The following is a 15810-nucleotide window of genomic DNA, read 5'->3' on the forward strand; positions in this document are numbered from 1 at the left end:
TTATCGCGATAGTTGGGAAATCTGTTGACTTTTTAACCTTAGTCCTCTAACCAGGACTTGATTGCTACAACAACTTTTTGGGCCACTGGGTGTTGAATAACTTGTTCTAACGCCTCACTTCCAGATGATTTTAGGGCTTCGATTACTAATTGCTTTAATAATGCATCCTTAGAGATTGTTTCAATGGCTGCCGCACTGATTTTTGCTTGACCTGCAGCAGAATTTGGATTGTGTTCCTCAGAAAGTTGATTAAGCAGGTTTTTAATATCCTGAGCAGCCCGGGCAAGGTCTTGATTGTTGATGAATTGGTTGCCAGTTTTGTTGCCCTGGACCCGATCGCCACCAAAGTTATCGCCTTTGCCAAACTGATAGGTATTACCCATAGGAACCTCCTGGGAAATATTGAATGGGAAAAACGGATTAATTGTTTGAGTAGGTGACTGGACAGCCTCAACCATATGCATAGGCATCTTGCCCATCATTGGTTGTGTCGCCATCATGTCGTTAAATCGTTCCTGGAATGGTTCCTGATCATTGTATTCTTGTCTTTCATAACGCTCTGGTCGTTCTGATATTGTTCGATCAACGTCGTAACCTACAAGTTGCTGAGGTAATGGATTCGTCACATCATCAATCAAGCGACGCACATTGACCATCTGATAGCTTTTTTGGCATTGAATCGTTGATTGTCCATCATTTAAAAACTGGATCAATGTTTCAAAGGGATAATCATAAGGTTGCTGACTGCCATGACAACTTTTACAGTTACATGGAATAAAGGCTCTATAGGCCAACCGCTCATAGGAGGCATGGATTTTCTCAAGTTCATGAACAACTACGGTAAATAAAGTCTTTTTACTTCTACCAGAAACCCGCAGTCGAATTTCACCCTGATGATAATGCTCAATAACTTCTGCCCTGGCCATATTGTCAGTAACAATCACACCGTTTTTCCAAACTAGAGAATCCTCGGTTTTTTTATGCATTTCAACAATAAAGTGGGTGAGAATGCCTTTGGGCATAAACTCATACTTAAATCGAAGAATAATGTTTTCGTGCACATCCCAATCGTATTCAGGCTGATTGATCGATAGAAGAGACGGAGCGATGTAGGTACCTTTTTCGTTAGGAATTTCATAGCACAGCTTGAACTTCATCATTAGCTGTAGAAGTTCATCATGCATATCTACATACTTGTCTTCACTCCAGATCTCCATTAGATCTTCATCGGTAAATTGCCCCTGATTTGCTTGAACTTTTTTATTGTCAAATACCTTATAGGCAGCGATGGTACCCCATTCTGGATTTAAGATAACGGTCTTCTTGAGGAGTTTGTCATCTTGAAAATGTAAGCACACCCCCAGGTCATGGAGGTATCCGCTCAGGTTGAGCATTTGTTGTCTATCAGTAAAACCTTGAAGCTTGCAAAGCTCACAATATTCCTCCACCGTAATGTGATTACAATTTGCATTTTTACTGTAGTTTTCGAGGGCAGACCGCACCTTGACCCAAATACCTGGTAGGGCAGTGCCCACATGGGGCAAATCAACCACTTCTTTTTGAATCGCTTCTCTGATCTCAGCTAAGCCACGATTATCAGCGAGATTAGTTGCTAAGATTTTCTGAAGATTGGTAAACTGTCCCCTGAGCTGACGCTCATTGACCTCGCACTGGCGATCTTGCTTTTCATTTTTAACAATAATCACTGGACTATTGTCACTTAGCAGTTCAATAACCTTGAGCCAGTAATAAAAGTCAGTGTCCACCTTACGGGTATCAGCAACCAACACATATAAGGACCGTTTAGTCAGGAAAAATTGGTGAGTAGCATGGTAGATTTCCTGTCCGCCAAAGTCCCACATATTTAGCCGAAACGGATTGCTATCTGGCTGGTCAAACTTCCAGCGGATAACATCAATTCCCTCCGTAGACTTTTCAGCTTCCTTGAGTTCGTACGTTTCATCCTGAATCTTTTTAGCTAGGGTAGTTTTACCCGCGCCTCCTTCTCCGACTAATAAAACTTTAGCTTCGAAAAGTTTTGCAGATTGGGGATCTTGTTGTGCTGAAAAATAGAATTCAAGAATATCTTGTGCCTTTTTTGCGGGTTTTGAGTTTAAAATCTCTGGTGGGATAGGTAATGGATTACCTTCCAAGCTTATTTTTTTTAATCTTGACAATTGTTGAAGAGTAGCTGGAAGCCTTTTCAAAAAGTTATTACGAAGATTGAGTGATCGAAGATTTATTAGTTGACTAATCCACTCTGGCAAAATGTTTAATTGGTTATCACTTAGATCAAGTGATCGGAGATGAGTAAGTTGAGTCATCTCTTCTGGCAATTCTAAAAGCTGAAGACCAGAGAAAGACATTGTTTCTTTCTTTTCTTCTATAGCTATTCTAATAAAATTCAGAAGAAACTCTTTGGATACTGGCAATTCAACTTCATGGGCGTTCCATGATCGTTCTAAAGTGACATCTACAACGTCTAATTCTTGAGCAATATTTGAATATTCTTTACCTAGTTTTCTTAAGATCTGAGTCGTGATTTTTGCAAAAGGATAGGATTGATAAATATATTTTTGACTTGCTTTCTGTGTTGGGCTCTTCAAAATAGCAATGAATTCATTTACTGACAAGCCTAATCGATTTGAAACGTATAAGGACACCTCATCCAAAACGTTCAGAACATCTTGATTAGACATTGATTCAATTAAGATGTCTCTTACACCATCTACAAAGTTGTATTGTATTTCATCAGGCTTGACATTATCTAATTGAAATTTAGAATTTGGTTTTAATAAACCGCTTAGAAAAACTTCAGCTACATGCAATTGTTGTGAATGAGGGAGCAATCAATCTCGAATAATGCGTACGATAGGTAAACTGATGACCGGTGCAGCTGCTAACAGGCCTGCAAGTCGCCGAGCCATTGGAGAAGATATGGAACGAAATTGCTGTACTTGTTGTTCAATAGTTTTCCCGTTAAGAGCCTGCAATTGGTTTGATTCAGTTCCTCTATGTAAAGAATCTGAATCAAAAACGAATCCTGTTGACCATATACCTCCTTTGGAGGTGAGCATTTTCGCCCAATTCAAAAATGTTTCTGGAGCTAATGTTACTACAGGCACTGGGGTTCCTATCTCCAAATTCACCTCTTCCCAAGATGATAAATTACGTACTTCAAGCTGCTGATTAGAAATCCCTGGCCTCGGGGAATGTAGTTTTACAACAGAAGCCCATCCTAAAGCCGTACGTTCCCACAACCATTCTGGCAACATTTGTACAATTGCCATTGGTCCACTTGTTGTCCACATGTTTAAGAGAGGCAACATCGATCCATCTCGCCAGATAGTTGAGACACAATCAGTCGCTACCAAAATCAGTCTTCGACCACTGGGATCAATTAATTCACTTGGTTCGCGCAAAGAAGAAGAAGCTCGCTGAGCAATAGACTCTTTTTTAGGGTAAAGTTTCACCTGCTTTCCTTCTTCTTTTATCAAACTCCAAACCCGCACATCCCGAAAGACACCATAGTTTTTCAATATTTTTTGCAACTCTTTAATTGTTTTTTGCCATAGATGCATTGAGATGTTTTCGTCTACGACTAGAGCCAAATCAAGCCAGGGTTCTAAGGATGGTTTTAATACAGGCATCCATATGTTTTGATCCGCAATATATCTTACTGTTGCAGCTTCATCGAGCACTGTACTTAGACCCACCATCACCCTCTTTAAAAGAGGTTTGAGAGAATCTGCTAAAGGTAATGGTTCTCTAAGGGATCTAGCATCTGCAACTTTTAGCGGTAACCCAGCTCCCATACCATCTTGTGTAGTAGTTTGAGTACTGGAAGGAGAATGAAGTTCAGCTTTTGAAGATTTTATTTTTTGAGACTTAATGTTTTCCTCAGAATCTGAAAGAAACTCAAGTTGATTTTGGTTAATGGGTTTTCTTTTCTGGGAATGCCTAAGATTTTGTTGATTTGTAGTTGTTATATTCCCCTCATCAACTCTACTAGTTGCTGACTCTGGCTCATTCATTTGGAGCGTAAGCCACACTATATCTGCAATTTCTTTACTCGTCAGTCCCAACTCATGTCTTAATGCTACCGCTAGTTGATTAATCATCCATCCTCCGCACTGGAAAGATACTTCATCAACACATCCATCAGTTTTGCCTGGTCGCCGCCCACTGGACTAAATTGTCGCGTCACCAAATACACTGCATTCAAAAGCTGGTCAGGTGATAGATCTCCCTTAATACGCTTTTCCACGAACTGCTCAATTAGCGGTTCTGCCTCTTTAATCACCTCATCCCCTAAGTGTGCCTTCACCATATCAACTAAAGCATTTTCAGTCGGATCTGGCATAGTCAATCGTAAACAACGTCGCAGAAATGCAGGCGGGAAATCTCGCTCTCCATTACTGGTCAATAAGATGAATGGAAAACTATCACACTTCACCTTACCTGCCCTGAGGGTAACTTCCTGTCCATCATAAGTACGCACCTGAACTCGTTCTGTATCTTTGGCTAGTCGGGCCAACTCAGGAATCTCAAACTCCCCTTCCTCAAACAGATTCAACAAATCATTAGGTAAATTGATATCACTCTTATCAAATTCATCAATCAACAACACTCTGGGGCGTTTGGCTGGTAGCAAAGCCGTTCCCATTGGTCCTAACTGAATGTATCGACCGATGTTAGAGTTCTCATCACGGTCAGAATACGATGTTTTCTTTAGCTGTACATCTTGCAATCGTGAGATTGCATCATAACGATACAGTCCATCTTGTAATGCTGCCCGTGCCGTAATTGACCAAGACAGCACAGCTCCTAAATTTAACTCATAAGCAATCCTATACGCCAAAGACGTTTTTCCTGTTCCTGGTTTACCAGTCACTAACAAAGGCCTTCGCAAATAGAGAGCCGCATTCACTACATTCACCAGATCATCATTATCTTGTGAAACCCTAAAGCTTTCTCCCCGTGTTCTGTCCCTATTACTTAAAGCAGGTGGCTCATCAACCCATTCTAGGGTTTCAGAATCTCGCTCAAACTGACGCCATCTAGGAGGCTCTGGCAGTGAGGAAATGCGATCATGGGGCTCTCCAGTACCTGTAAAAATGCGCCAACTATCCACGGTTTCTTCCCCCTACTGTCCTGGTGTTCTGAATTGTGCCATCGCATCTGGCGTTAGCCGATTTGGATTTTCCCACAGTACAGCCAGATGTGATCCAACATGAGACTGAGGGCAATCAGCACAGTCAGCTTCCTCCCGCTTTTGTCGAACGACTTCTCTGAGATCTGACAAAGGCCCAGCCATTACTAACTGATTAATAGCACTGCATTGACCAGGCAGATCTTGTCTTGGCCAAATGGCAATAGGTGATGCAGCTTTGAGAATGCAAGTAAACAAATACTTCTTATGCGCTTCCACCAGCCCGCAGGTCATCTTAAGCCCTAACTTTTGCTTTAGGCGGTTGCCCACTTGTTTCCAGTTACAAGTCTCCATCTGGTCAAGATGTTCAAACGCATCTTGGGTTGGAACTGAAGCCAGGCTAGCTGTCACTCGATCCCAGTTACTATGCCACTGGGGCAGCCGCGAAGCTAAATACCGAGGGTCAAGACGTTCTTGCGATCTCACAATAACCGGATATTTCGTCCCTAACAAATACGTTTCATCCTCGAAAAACAGATCAGTCAACTCCCAACTATCAACGTTGGCGCAAAGATAACTGAGGGGCAAAAATACCTCAATCGTTAGCTCGTATCGCTGACCGGTCAGGTACTCTAGTGCTTGATTCAAAAATCTATTAAGAATCTTGGGTACCTCTTCAATCTCACAGGAAGCCCCTTTTTTTGCCTTATCAAGGTCCAACGGCTGATAACGCTTGGCAGAATCCTGTTCAAGATCATTAGGAATTAACCATCCATTGACTATTAGCTTATCTGAACTCAACTCTGGGCGTACCACAATTTGCAAATACGCCTGTATGATTTCTGGCTTACCACTACTAGAAATATTACTTGTAGGTAAGTCTGAATTATCAGTCTGTGACTTAAATTCCTTCAGCTGTTGTCGAATCGCTTCTGGGGTATCTGTATCTACCAGAAGCTGATCTAAAAACTGATCTAATCGACGAAATTCCTGAAGTTGACGGACCATACTTTCGGGTTGACTTACCCTTGGTTGCGAAAGCTCAGCATCTGCAGGTAAAGCACTTTGATAGGCTTGCCTTACACGTTTACCATCACCATACTGGTCCAATATCCACAGCAACTTATCCATAGCTTCAGGGACCAGCCCATCAGATGCTGCATCTGCACCAATAAAAATATTGATAAACGAGCGTTTATCTACATCTCCACCTGCAGAGTCGCCACCGCCCGTATCAACTTGCTGCTCATTACCAAAACGCTGATTTATTCCACCTTGTGGATTTTGTATGAGTCCTTGTGATTTTTGAGCATCCGTAGATCCTTGACTCATAGCATACGTATAGACTGACTTGGTTTCCTGCTTACAGCTTCGGCCTCAATATAGCCTTTTCTCAAGCTTACTGCTGTAAACAGCCTTAACTCGATAACTTACGCAAATTTTTAGACCTTAAACAGGTAGGTACAGAGGTTACATAGCCAAATCTTTAGCCACCGACTACTCAACTAACGACCCAAGTCTGGCGAAGCCCTGCGAGCCGATGGTCGAGTTCCCAATATCTGCAACGACTGAATCGACTGCACCTGAGCCACAGTACCCTTAGCATACTGATCCAACGCCCCAGCATCCATCCCCTTAACCCCCTGCTGAAATTGAGCATACGGCCCCTGATACAATAAGTGGGTTACCGCCTCAGCCGACTCCCCAGCCCTCAGTGCCGCCGCCACCACCTGCTGGTCCAACTGAATCGCCGCCAGGTCACTACTCACATGCTCTCGATACAGATCAGCGTAGCTTTGAATCTTACCAGTCACCGCATTCGCATATTCCGTATACCGCTGCTTCTGAGCCGTATCCACCTGCGTTTTAGCATAGTGCAGAAGCTTGGGCAGAGCCGCCTTCTTCTCCTCTGGCGATTGTGCCCTTGTCTCACATTGTACATAGGGTCCCTGCGCAACAAACTGAATCACCTGCCGAGGAGAATGCCCCGCTTGCAATGCCACCTGAGCAACCGTGCGATCCAATTGTTGCGCCGTCTGTTGATCCTCAGGCTCCTCACTCGCGTAAGCCTGAAATAAAGTCTGATAATCCTCGAAATTCACTCTAAGAGCAGCCTTTGCCAGAACTAAATACTGTTCTCGCGCCTGTTTCCCCTTCTCCGTATCAGGCTCACGAGGCAGTAATGGAGCCTCTTCCGAAGTCGTTTCTTTATCAGCTTTAGGAGACTTTGCCATGATTACTACCTACAACACATCCGAAAAGTCGTTGAGTAGATCATCTTGAGCCAACAGAGAAATCTCTCCTGTCGGTACCGCCATTGGGCTAATTGCTGGAAATTCAGACTGGTCAGATTCACTTGGAGGGGGCTCAATCCCAAACGTTTCCCGCAAATGCTGAATTTGCTCTTCCATCCGAATAATAGACTGTCGGGCCAGGTCCTTTAGCTCTGCCTCCGAATGCTTACCAGTATCTTTATAAGCAAAAGGTAGCCAGAAAGCCCGAGCCGCAGTGGCCGCTTTTTCTTTACCCTTGTAAGTACGATGAATCAGCCAGCTATAGGTAACACCATTAGGGGAGCTACGGTCTGGCTCAAAAATAAAGCGCACCCGCGATTTGGTGGGCTTATCTGGATCATCATTGCTGGGTTTACGAGGCATGGCTCAGCATGTTCAGGAAACTATTTGACCAAAGCCTAGCGCTTGCACCTACAAATGCTGATAAATCGCTAAATAAATTAACGTTTAAGTGTTCCTGAGATATCTGTTGCGGATAGGATGCTGAATTCACTCAATCAATTACAGCATTTTAGCCAGCATGACTGAAAACTTCTAAGATAGTACAAATAAACTAATTAAATCGAGATGGCTGCACAATGACAAAACCAATCCTGACCAGGGCAGCCTTAGATGCCTCACGACAGTTTATTGAACGAAAGGGACGGTCATTAGAAATCGCCAGATTCCACTATGCCTTTAACGGAGCATCAGCCGACTCAGTAATTGCTGCATTAAAGGAATTCCAGAATCCAGATGGCGGTTTTGGCCATGGACTAGAACCTGATTTGCGCACAAATGATAGCTCGGCACTTTGTACATCCATAGCCTTTCAAGTACTCCGCTCCATTAAAGGCACCTCAGATCATGAGTTAGTCTCAGTTGCGATCGCCTATCTGCTAAAAACACTGGATCGAAAAGAATGGCACTGGCCCATCATCCCTAAAGCAGCTCAGCAGAGCCCCCATGCTCCTTGGTGGGAGCAATCAAATGATGACGATGAACCGGAGTCATTCTCTCTTAACCCCACCGCTGAGATTCTAGGGTATCTATATGACTATCAACATCTTGTCCCGGCAACCATTATCTCCCAGGTATCGGAGCGGGTGATGGGTGCATTATCACCTGCAAATGAGATTGAGATGCATGACCTATTGTGTTGCTTACGTCTAATGAAGACAAAAACACTACCCAATGAATTCCGTGAACAAATTCGTCAAGCATTGGCCCAGCAGCTTGATGGAACCATTGAACAAGATCCTACAAAGTGGGAAGGCTATTGCTTGCGACCATTACAAGTAATCGATGCGCCCGAATCTCCTTTTATGGCTGGCATGGAAGACGCTGTAGCAGCAAATTTAGCCTACGAGGTTGCGACTCAAAGTAAAGATGGTGATTGGTTACCCACCTGGTCTTGGGGAGATATGTTCCCAGATGCATGGCAACAGGCCTATCAAGATTGGAGTGGTGTAATCACGATTGAAAAACTGCTGGTCTTGAAACGATTTGGATGCATTGAAGGCATTTCATCGCCAAGCTAACTATAGTCATCCGTCTTGATTCTTGAGGGTAGATCGGTATGATCTGAGAAATTGTATTCATCAGAGCATGTTCCCCCCGTATCGTTATGAGTTCGGAGATACCAGTATCCAGTCAAACCGCAGCCATCGAAGAATTGAAAACCTTCATCAAGACGCAACGTGATGGTCGTCAGGTGAAGAAAGCCCTAGCAGTTAAACTGCTCTATCAGGGGCATACCTACGAATCGATTATCAGTATTCTCGACGTGTCGATGGGCTTCATTGCAAACTGGAAGCAGCGATACGAGGCCGAGGGACTCAGCAGCTTTGCACCGCGTCATAAAGGTCGTCAAAGCTATCTGAGTGCTGCTCAAAAGGCCGCTGTTATCGAGTGGCTCGGGACCAAAGCTATCTGGACACTGAATGAATTGGAGTATCACCTGGCCAGTGAATATGGGGTCAGCTATGAGTCCAAACAGAGTTACTACGACTTATTCGAGACCGCTGGTCTGAGTTGGAAGAAAACCAGCAAGGTCAACCCCAAAACCGATCCCGCTCTAGTGGCTAAAAAAAAGCCGACATCCAACGGCTATTGGCACGCTACCGCACCGAGATTGAATGTGGCCAAGTGAGGGTGTTGTTTGTCGATGAATGTCATCTGATGAGTGGGGATCTCGAAGGCTACGTTTGGGGACGTCGAAATCAGCGCGTTGAGGTCCCGATTGTCAATGAACGCGACCGGCAGACGTACTATGGGGCCTTGGACCTGCTGAGTAAACGCGTTTTCGTTGAGGCCCACGCTGCCGGCAATACGACCTGTACATTGGCCTATCTCAAGTTCTTGCAGCGTCAGTTTCCAAACCAGCGCTTGATTATTCTATGGGATGGAGCCAGTTATCATCGTTCTCAGGAGATTCAAGCGTGCTTAAACGAGCTCAATGAAGGACTGCCAGAATCCCAGTGGCGTATCCACTGCATTCGCTTTGCGCCCAACGACCCAACTCAAAATCCGATTGAGGATGTTTGGTTACAAGCCAAGACCTGGGTCAGACAGATGGCTGGATTGAAGCCGTCATTCACTGGCCTCAAAGCTCTATTTGAGCAGTTTTGTGCCCTGGAACTCTTTGACTTTCCCAAAATGCATATGTATGGAACATTCTCACCAATCAAATAGGAACGCTATATACGATAGAGTCATCCTTGAAATACGGCATGTGGATGGGGCTATGGTATTCTGCTTTTTTGCCATGGAGATATCATCGTAGCGCCAGTACTATTTGGGCTAAAACTAACGATACATAGATTAGAGGATGCCAAGCACGAATAGATGAACCATGATTGTGATCGTTAGAGGCCGTGCTACCCCCGAGCAGGTTGACCAAATGTTAAAGGCTCTGGGAATTTACATTAAAATGGCGGTGGACGTTGAGCGTGAAGTTTTAGCTGGGGGCGGGGAATTGCACGCTGATTGTGAGCTGGTTTTGCTGGATGATGGTAGCGAGCAAAAAAATGTTTGGGGGGCGGACTGGTATCCCACTAATCAGTCTGTGGGTTTTGAATCGATCATTAATATTCGCCCTAGTGCAAACAATCGTTCGATGCAAATTCAAGATCTTGAGTTACGTCAAAAGATAGAGAAAATTATCAGGTCGTTTCTAGAAGGAGTTGAAATTCAATGGGAGTGAACTGGGACATTCTCAAAAAACGATTCCTTCAGGCTGACCAAACAGCTCAGCTGGAAAGTCTTGCGTTGAATTTAACTCGCATTCAGTTTTTTGCTGACAGCGTTACCGGTGAATCAGTTGTTGAACACCTTATTAGGGAAAGTCAGTTTTTTATTGAGTGGATAGTACCAGATATTGATTTAGAGACTGATCTGGACCAGGCTGTTGAGCTGGCTGACCTGCAACGGTTGCTGAGTCGCTGGAAATTAAATTGCTCGGCTTGGTGGGGGGATGAGCAAAAACGTCAGGAGGTGGCACGACTTTCTCAAGAGTGGTGCGAACGAATTCTTAAACAGCACACATTATCGGCTTAACAGAGCTGACTCTCTCCGCAACTAATAGTGTGCTCGTCGTTTTAGGTGAATTTTATAGATATTCCCAATTCCACTTTTATAGCTGGAGTGGAAGAAACTGTAGCGGCAAATTTAGCCTACGGGATTGCTACTCGTGGTGAAAATTGTGCTTGATTACCCACAGCAAAAATGCCTATGCCGATCAAGAAGATTTATGGCGTCAAACCGAATGTTAGACTAAGCCGCTGAGTCGCCTCAACGGCTCGTCTTGTCGGGTAAGGGAGAGTAAGTCGCCTCATCTCCCTCCCCTTAGAACCGGACGTGGCACTTACATGCCATCCGGCTCAAGCCTTCTGCAACTCAGAAGGTTGTCTCCATGTGTAGGTGCTGATGACACACTTTGTGAAGGTGGAGTAGGTTTTCAACCCGGTCTGTCCCTCCGTCTGCCACCTTAATTACATGGTGGGTATGCAGTTGCTCTCCGTTAAACAGGTGCTCTTCACAGGCTGGACATTGCCAATTTTGGTTCTCAGCTACTTGGTAGTACTTCGAGCCTTTGGCCCAGTAAATTTTACCTTGCCGGGTTTGACGCTGTTGCCAGTATGTTCTGAGCGTTGGGTCATCTGGTGATGCCTTGCCAGTAACCTTGACATGGCGTTCGATGGGAATGGTTGCCAAGTGAGTCAGGGAGTAGTGAATGGCTCGACCGTCTCGGCTTGTGGCCGAGGCCGTAAAGTACCATTTCTTTTCCCGAAACACTTTGAAATATTGATCCACAACCCATCGCTTCCCTTTTCTGGGATGCCGCCTCTTGCACCATTGGAAGAGGGCTTTCCAGATGTAATGGTCGAGGGAAGAGAAGACCTTTGCACTGTTAACATGTCTGTAGTAATTGGCCCATCCTCTGAGAATTGGGTTGAGATGTCCGATGACAACTTCCGGCTTGTGCGAGGGATTGGCTCTGAGCCAGTCTCTGATGCGCTGGAGGAAATCTTTCACCTTTTGTTTGGCTGGGGTGATCAGGCATTTGCCTTTGAATTGTCTGACAGTAAATCCGAGGAAGTCGATACCCTGTTCGATATGAACAATTTTCGTCTTTTCTCGATTGAATGTCAGGCCCCTTTGTTTTAGCCAATCCTCTAAGATGGGTTTGACCGCTTCAATGTCCTCCTTAGAAGGCGCAGTCACAATAATGTCATCCGCATAGCGAATAAATCCATACTTATTGCTCCATACGCGTTTGGTTTGATATCTCCCTGTTTTCTGGTTGAAACTTCGATATTCTTTTACCTTTTTGAATTGAGATAAAAGTTCTTCTATTCCATCCAGTGCAATATTTGCGAGTACAGGTGAAATGATTCCACCTTGCGCGGTTCCGCTTTCTGTCGGGTAAAACACCTCTGCTTCAATATAGCCTGCTTTCAGCCATTGTTTAATGAGTCCTCTGCCAGGAATTAGCCCGATGGCATTGAGGATATAATCGTGACTGATATTGTTAAATGCACCTTTTATATCGGCGTCTAAAGCCCAAGTATCCACGCCTTTCCTCAATCGAGAATGACATTGTTTAATGGCATCTTGACAACTGCGGCCAGGGCGAAAACCGTAACTATGTGCCTCAAATCGAGCTTCCCAGCTCGGTTCTAGTGCATTTTTAACAATTGCTTGTGCGACTCGATTTTTGAGTGTGGGGATGCTTAATGGACGACGGTTTTTCCCATTATCCTTGGGAATATAAACCCTTCGAGCAGGGTGAACTTTCCATAAGCAGTAAGCCTGCATCTCATTAACCAAATTGACCCTGGCTTGAGGAGTCAGGGCAACTTGGCCATCAATGCCAGCCGTCTTCTTTCCTCGGTTTTGCTGGGTCACCCGTCGCACTGCTAGCAGCAGGTTAGAGTAACTGCGGAGCATCAACTTCATCAGGCTTCTCACCCGATTCCATTGATGTTCCTGAGTCGCACGATAAATTCGCTGCCTTAGATTTCGTACCTTCTTCTTGACGCGTTTCCAGTTGATGGAAGCCCATACTTGAAGACGGCCCACCGTTCCGATGTCTATTTTGACTCTATCTTTCACGTTGGTTAGATTTCTTCACGTTGATTTATCGTTGAAGACCTGTTGGAAGTCAGCTACCTTTTCGGTATCGGGCAAATTTTTGAACCCGTATCTCCCGCATTACCAGGAGCGTTCGCTTTTTCCAATTTCCCTTACCCTCTAGGTAGTTGTGTCGTCCTTGCGGTTGACCTACTCTGGTTATCGACCTTTGCCAGAGAACCTATAGGGCTTACCGTGTTCCGTGCGTTTGATCTGCGACTGAATTAGGTTCCATCTATACCCCGGTGGGATTATTGTCCTTTCGCTTTGAGCGTTCTGAGACTCATTGCCTACCCACTTACCAGTTTGGTTAAGGTGTATCAGCCTGATTTCACCTTTCACGCCTCACGAGACTTATGATGATTCACTTGCGTTAACCCGTTTCAGTCTTCCCTTTGCTCTCCATATCAACTTGGGCTGCCAATATCGTGAGCTTTCGTGCTTTGCTTTCCGCTAGTTTCATTACTTACTCCTGGCGTAAGCGGAGTCAGTGACTCTTTTACGTAGGGACAGGGAGGAAGGCTCCCCTGGGGAAGACGGCTTCCTAATCAAAATGCGCCAGTGGCGCTGAACGCACGACTTTCACGTCGCACCAAAACCGGACGTGAAAGTTTCCCTTCATCCGGCTCCTCAACAATGCAATGCCCTGACAAGGCAGACCTCTTCAAATCGATAGCCGTTTTGCTGTCATGACAATGTCGATGCAGAAGTTGTAGATTGTCGTAACATCCATTCCCCCCTTGTGACTTAGGAAGAATATGATCTACTTCCATCCGGTCTTCAGCTTTAAAGTACAATCCACAGAAGCAACATTTACCTGATTGTCGTTTGAGTAGTGTAGCTACTCGTATCGGCAATGCAGGATGTGTACCAAGTCGTTGACTCCAGTACACCCAGTCTCCGTCAAACGGGCTTCTATCCGCTTTCACCTTGATGTGCCGTTTTATCGGAATATCGTGGTGATTGATCAGATGAAAGCTCTGATTGTTTCGGGTCGAGAATTTAGACTGGTGCCAATATTTGTGCATTATCCAACGTTTACCCTTATTGGGGTGTCGTCGAATAGCCCATCGCCATAGCTTCAAAAACGTCTGCCGTTGAGCGGTTTGAAAGGTCTTTTTACTGACGCCAGTAGCGTAGTAGTTTGTCCATCCTCGAATTATCGGATTGAGTGTCCGAATGAGCACCTCTTGTGGAGATGCTTGATGAGTATGAATGATAGACCTGACTTGCTTCAGGTGGCGTTTGAGATTTTGCCGACTGGGAGTAATCAGCGTTTTGAATCCTTGATGAGACTTTGATTGGTTCTTCCCAACTCGATATTGTCGAACCGTGAATCCCAGAAAGTCAAAGCCCACATTGCCCTGATGCTCATATAAGGTATGGGTACACCGGGTTTTACTAGGATGTAAGGCTAATCCCCGTTCGGCTAGCCATTGAGCAATGGCCTGCTGACAGGCTTGAATGACCTCAAGCTGTTCATGCAAAATGACCAAGTCATCAGCATAACGAATCAGACGAGCCTGAGGGTTCACCTGCTGGATTTGGGTTTCCATTCCGTGGAGTGCGATATTTGCCAGCAAGGGAGAGATAACGCCCCCTTGTGGTGTCCCCGCATCCGTTGGAAACCATTGACCTGATTCCATCACACCCCCTTTGAGCCATGCGTTTACCAGACGGTAAATGGTCGGCGGGGCATTGAGGGTTGTCAGCAGTGCAGAATGACTGATGCGGTCAAAGCATTTCGAGATATCGGCATCTAACGCAAACTTGGGTTTAACGCGGATGCAGTTAAAAATGGCTTCGATGGCATCATGGGCCGAGCGTCCTGGCCGGAAACCATAACTGTTAGGCTCGAACCTGGCTTCCCATTCGGGTTCCAGGGAGAGCTTTAGCAGTGCCTGTCGGGCTCTATCAGCCATAACAGGAATGCCGAGCGGGCGTTTCTCGTTCTTGCCAGGTTTGGGTATCCATACCCGACGAGTTGGTTGCGCCTTATCCGTGAGGTTCATCGTCTTGACCAAGAACATGCGTTGCAGTGGGTTTAATGACGCTATGCCATCAACACCGGCTGTTCGCTTGCCTTGGTTATCTTGAGTGACCCGACGGACCGCTAGACATCGGGCGGCCCAGGATCTCAGTAGGAGTCTTTGTAATCTGTGGACTGCCTTGACATCACCACGGCGAGAGGCTCGATAGATTCGGGTTTGCAGCTTAAAAACCTGCCGTTCTAGCTTTCGCCAAGGCAGTGTTTTCCATTCATACCTCGTCTGAAACGACGGGTTCATGACATGTTCACCACGACTAACAGCTCTATCTTTTACATCATCGTGTCTACGTCAGCGTATCCCTGCGATTAAGCGGGGCCTTTGCTTCTTAGACAATCCTGCCTGCGATGGACATGTAGGTGGCCCCTACTCAGGCTATCGACCATCACCTGAGAGTCTCATAGCAGGTTACTTCGTTCCAGATAACCGTTGGTTTGAACGTTTAGGAGGATGCTATCCACCGGGTTTATCGGGAGTGCTTACTGATCCATGGCCTGCAGGTCAGCCCCATATCCTTTGCCTTTTTGGCCCCAGCCGGTTGGCCTCAGCGGCTGGTTCTAATTAACGATGACTCAGACACACCTTCGCTTTCGCTCTCCATATGTTCATGCTCAACGGGATTCCAGGTGAGGCTCCCTGGTTACCGCCTTTTATTCCCGCTTCACCCGTTGATAGCCAGTCGCTAGGTGGGGAATACGCTGTC

At 45.4% G+C, this 15810-nt stretch carries 13 protein-coding genes; 5 read left to right on the top strand and 8 right to left on the bottom strand.

The window, feature by feature from the left end; genetic code table 11:
- Positions 1-38: 38 nt before the first annotated feature.
- The 6 genes from U2F10_RS01845 to U2F10_RS01870 all read right to left on the bottom strand — a co-directional run bounded on the left by U2F10_RS01845 (position 39) and on the right by U2F10_RS01870 (position 7809).
- A complete protein-coding gene (locus U2F10_RS01845) occupies positions 39-2849 on the bottom strand; it encodes a COR domain-containing protein (protein ID WP_499870389.1) in 2811 nt (936 codons plus the stop codon).
- A complete protein-coding gene (locus U2F10_RS01850; protein WP_499870391.1) occupies positions 2850-4121 on the bottom strand; it encodes an SAV_2336 N-terminal domain-related protein in 1272 nt (423 codons plus the stop codon).
- Entirely contained in the window at positions 4118-5134 is a 1017-nt protein-coding gene (locus U2F10_RS01855) for an AAA family ATPase (protein WP_499870392.1), read from the bottom strand. The genes U2F10_RS01850 and U2F10_RS01855 overlap by 4 nt, the downstream gene beginning before the upstream one ends.
- A 12-nt stretch (positions 5135-5146) precedes the next feature.
- A complete protein-coding gene (locus U2F10_RS01860; RefSeq protein ID WP_499870394.1) occupies positions 5147-6484 on the bottom strand; it encodes a VMAP-C domain-containing protein in 1338 nt (445 codons plus the stop codon).
- A 173-nt stretch (positions 6485-6657) separates the two neighbouring features.
- On the bottom strand, positions 6658-7386 hold the full coding sequence (locus U2F10_RS01865; protein ID WP_499870395.1) for a hypothetical protein: 729 nt from the start codon (positions 7384-7386) through the stop codon (positions 6658-6660).
- A gap of 9 nt (positions 7387-7395) precedes the next feature.
- The gene (locus tag U2F10_RS01870; protein WP_499870397.1) at positions 7396-7809 is read right to left on the bottom strand and encodes a hypothetical protein; all 414 of its coding nucleotides are present in this window, start codon (positions 7807-7809) and stop codon (positions 7396-7398) included.
- Between the two features lie 215 nt (positions 7810-8024).
- Here U2F10_RS01870 and U2F10_RS01875 point away from each other — a divergent pair, with 215 nt between their 5' ends.
- The 4 genes from U2F10_RS01875 to U2F10_RS01890 all read left to right on the top strand — a co-directional run bounded on the left by U2F10_RS01875 (position 8025) and on the right by U2F10_RS01890 (position 10983).
- Complete coding sequence (locus U2F10_RS01875) at positions 8025-8966, top strand: hypothetical protein (protein WP_499870398.1); 942 nt, start codon at positions 8025-8027, stop codon at positions 8964-8966.
- A 125-nt stretch (positions 8967-9091) separates the two neighbouring features.
- Positions 9092-10119, top strand: a protein-coding gene (locus U2F10_RS01880) for an IS630 family transposase (protein WP_431732065.1) whose coding sequence is annotated in 2 segments (ribosomal slippage) — positions 9092-9521 and positions 9521-10119 — 1029 coding nt in all. Because the reading frame shifts where the segments join, the coding sequence is not laid out codon by codon here.
- Positions 10120-10279: 160 nt separating this feature from the next.
- Positions 10280-10630 carry a DUF5674 family protein gene (locus tag U2F10_RS01885; RefSeq protein ID WP_006519075.1) on the top strand — a complete coding sequence of 117 codons (351 nt, stop codon included), beginning with the start codon at positions 10280-10282 and terminating at the stop codon, positions 10628-10630.
- Positions 10621-10983, top strand: a complete 363-nt coding sequence (locus tag U2F10_RS01890; RefSeq protein WP_499870400.1) for a hypothetical protein — start codon at positions 10621-10623, stop codon at positions 10981-10983. Before U2F10_RS01885 ends, U2F10_RS01890 begins: the two co-directional genes overlap by 10 nt.
- Before the next feature lie 339 nt (positions 10984-11322).
- Here the strand turns inward: U2F10_RS01890 and ltrA (U2F10_RS01895) are convergent, their stop codons facing one another.
- Both ltrA (U2F10_RS01895) and ltrA (U2F10_RS01900) read right to left on the bottom strand, forming a co-directional pair.
- Positions 11323-13041 (bottom strand): group II intron reverse transcriptase/maturase, encoded by a 1719-nt coding sequence (gene ltrA / locus U2F10_RS01895; RefSeq protein WP_499870311.1) that lies wholly within the window; start codon positions 13039-13041, stop codon positions 11323-11325.
- A gap of 566 nt (positions 13042-13607) precedes the next feature.
- A complete protein-coding gene (ltrA, locus tag U2F10_RS01900; protein ID WP_499870313.1) occupies positions 13608-15347 on the bottom strand; it encodes a group II intron reverse transcriptase/maturase in 1740 nt (579 codons plus the stop codon).
- Between ltrA (U2F10_RS01900) and U2F10_RS01905 the strand changes: the two genes are divergently transcribed.
- Positions 15346-15672 carry a hypothetical protein gene (locus tag U2F10_RS01905; protein WP_499870315.1) on the top strand — a complete coding sequence of 109 codons (327 nt, stop codon included), beginning with the start codon at positions 15346-15348 and terminating at the stop codon, positions 15670-15672. The genes ltrA (U2F10_RS01900) and U2F10_RS01905 overlap by 2 nt on opposite strands.
- Positions 15673-15810 lie beyond the last annotated feature (138 nt).

This window comes from Leptothoe sp. EHU-05/26/07-4, assembly GCF_043421015.1.
Lineage (GTDB): Bacteria > Cyanobacteriota > Cyanobacteriia > Phormidesmidales > Phormidesmidaceae > Leptothoe > Leptothoe turfae.

Excerpts from the sequence above, each read along its gene's own strand:
- U2F10_RS01850 (WP_499870391.1), bottom strand. The coding sequence starts at position 4,121 with ATGATTAATCAACTAGCGGTAGCATTAAGACATGAGTTGGGACTGACG.
- U2F10_RS01860 (WP_499870394.1), bottom strand. The coding sequence starts at position 6,484 with ATGAGTCAAGGATCTACGGATGCTCAAAAATCACAAGGACTCATACAA.
- U2F10_RS01865 (WP_499870395.1), bottom strand. The coding sequence starts at position 7,386 with ATGGCAAAGTCTCCTAAAGCTGATAAAGAAACGACTTCGGAAGAGGCT.
- U2F10_RS01870 (WP_499870397.1), bottom strand. The coding sequence starts at position 7,809 with ATGCCTCGTAAACCCAGCAATGATGATCCAGATAAGCCCACCAAATCG.
- U2F10_RS01875 (WP_499870398.1), top strand. The coding sequence starts at position 8,025 with ATGACAAAACCAATCCTGACCAGGGCAGCCTTAGATGCCTCACGACAG.
- U2F10_RS01885 (WP_006519075.1), top strand. The coding sequence starts at position 10,280 with ATGATTGTGATCGTTAGAGGCCGTGCTACCCCCGAGCAGGTTGACCAA.
- U2F10_RS01890 (WP_499870400.1), top strand. The coding sequence starts at position 10,621 with ATGGGAGTGAACTGGGACATTCTCAAAAAACGATTCCTTCAGGCTGAC.
- U2F10_RS01905 (WP_499870315.1), top strand. The coding sequence starts at position 15,346 with ATGACATGTTCACCACGACTAACAGCTCTATCTTTTACATCATCGTGT.
- ltrA (WP_499870313.1), bottom strand. The coding sequence starts at position 15,347 with ATGAACCCGTCGTTTCAGACGAGGTATGAATGGAAAACACTGCCTTGG.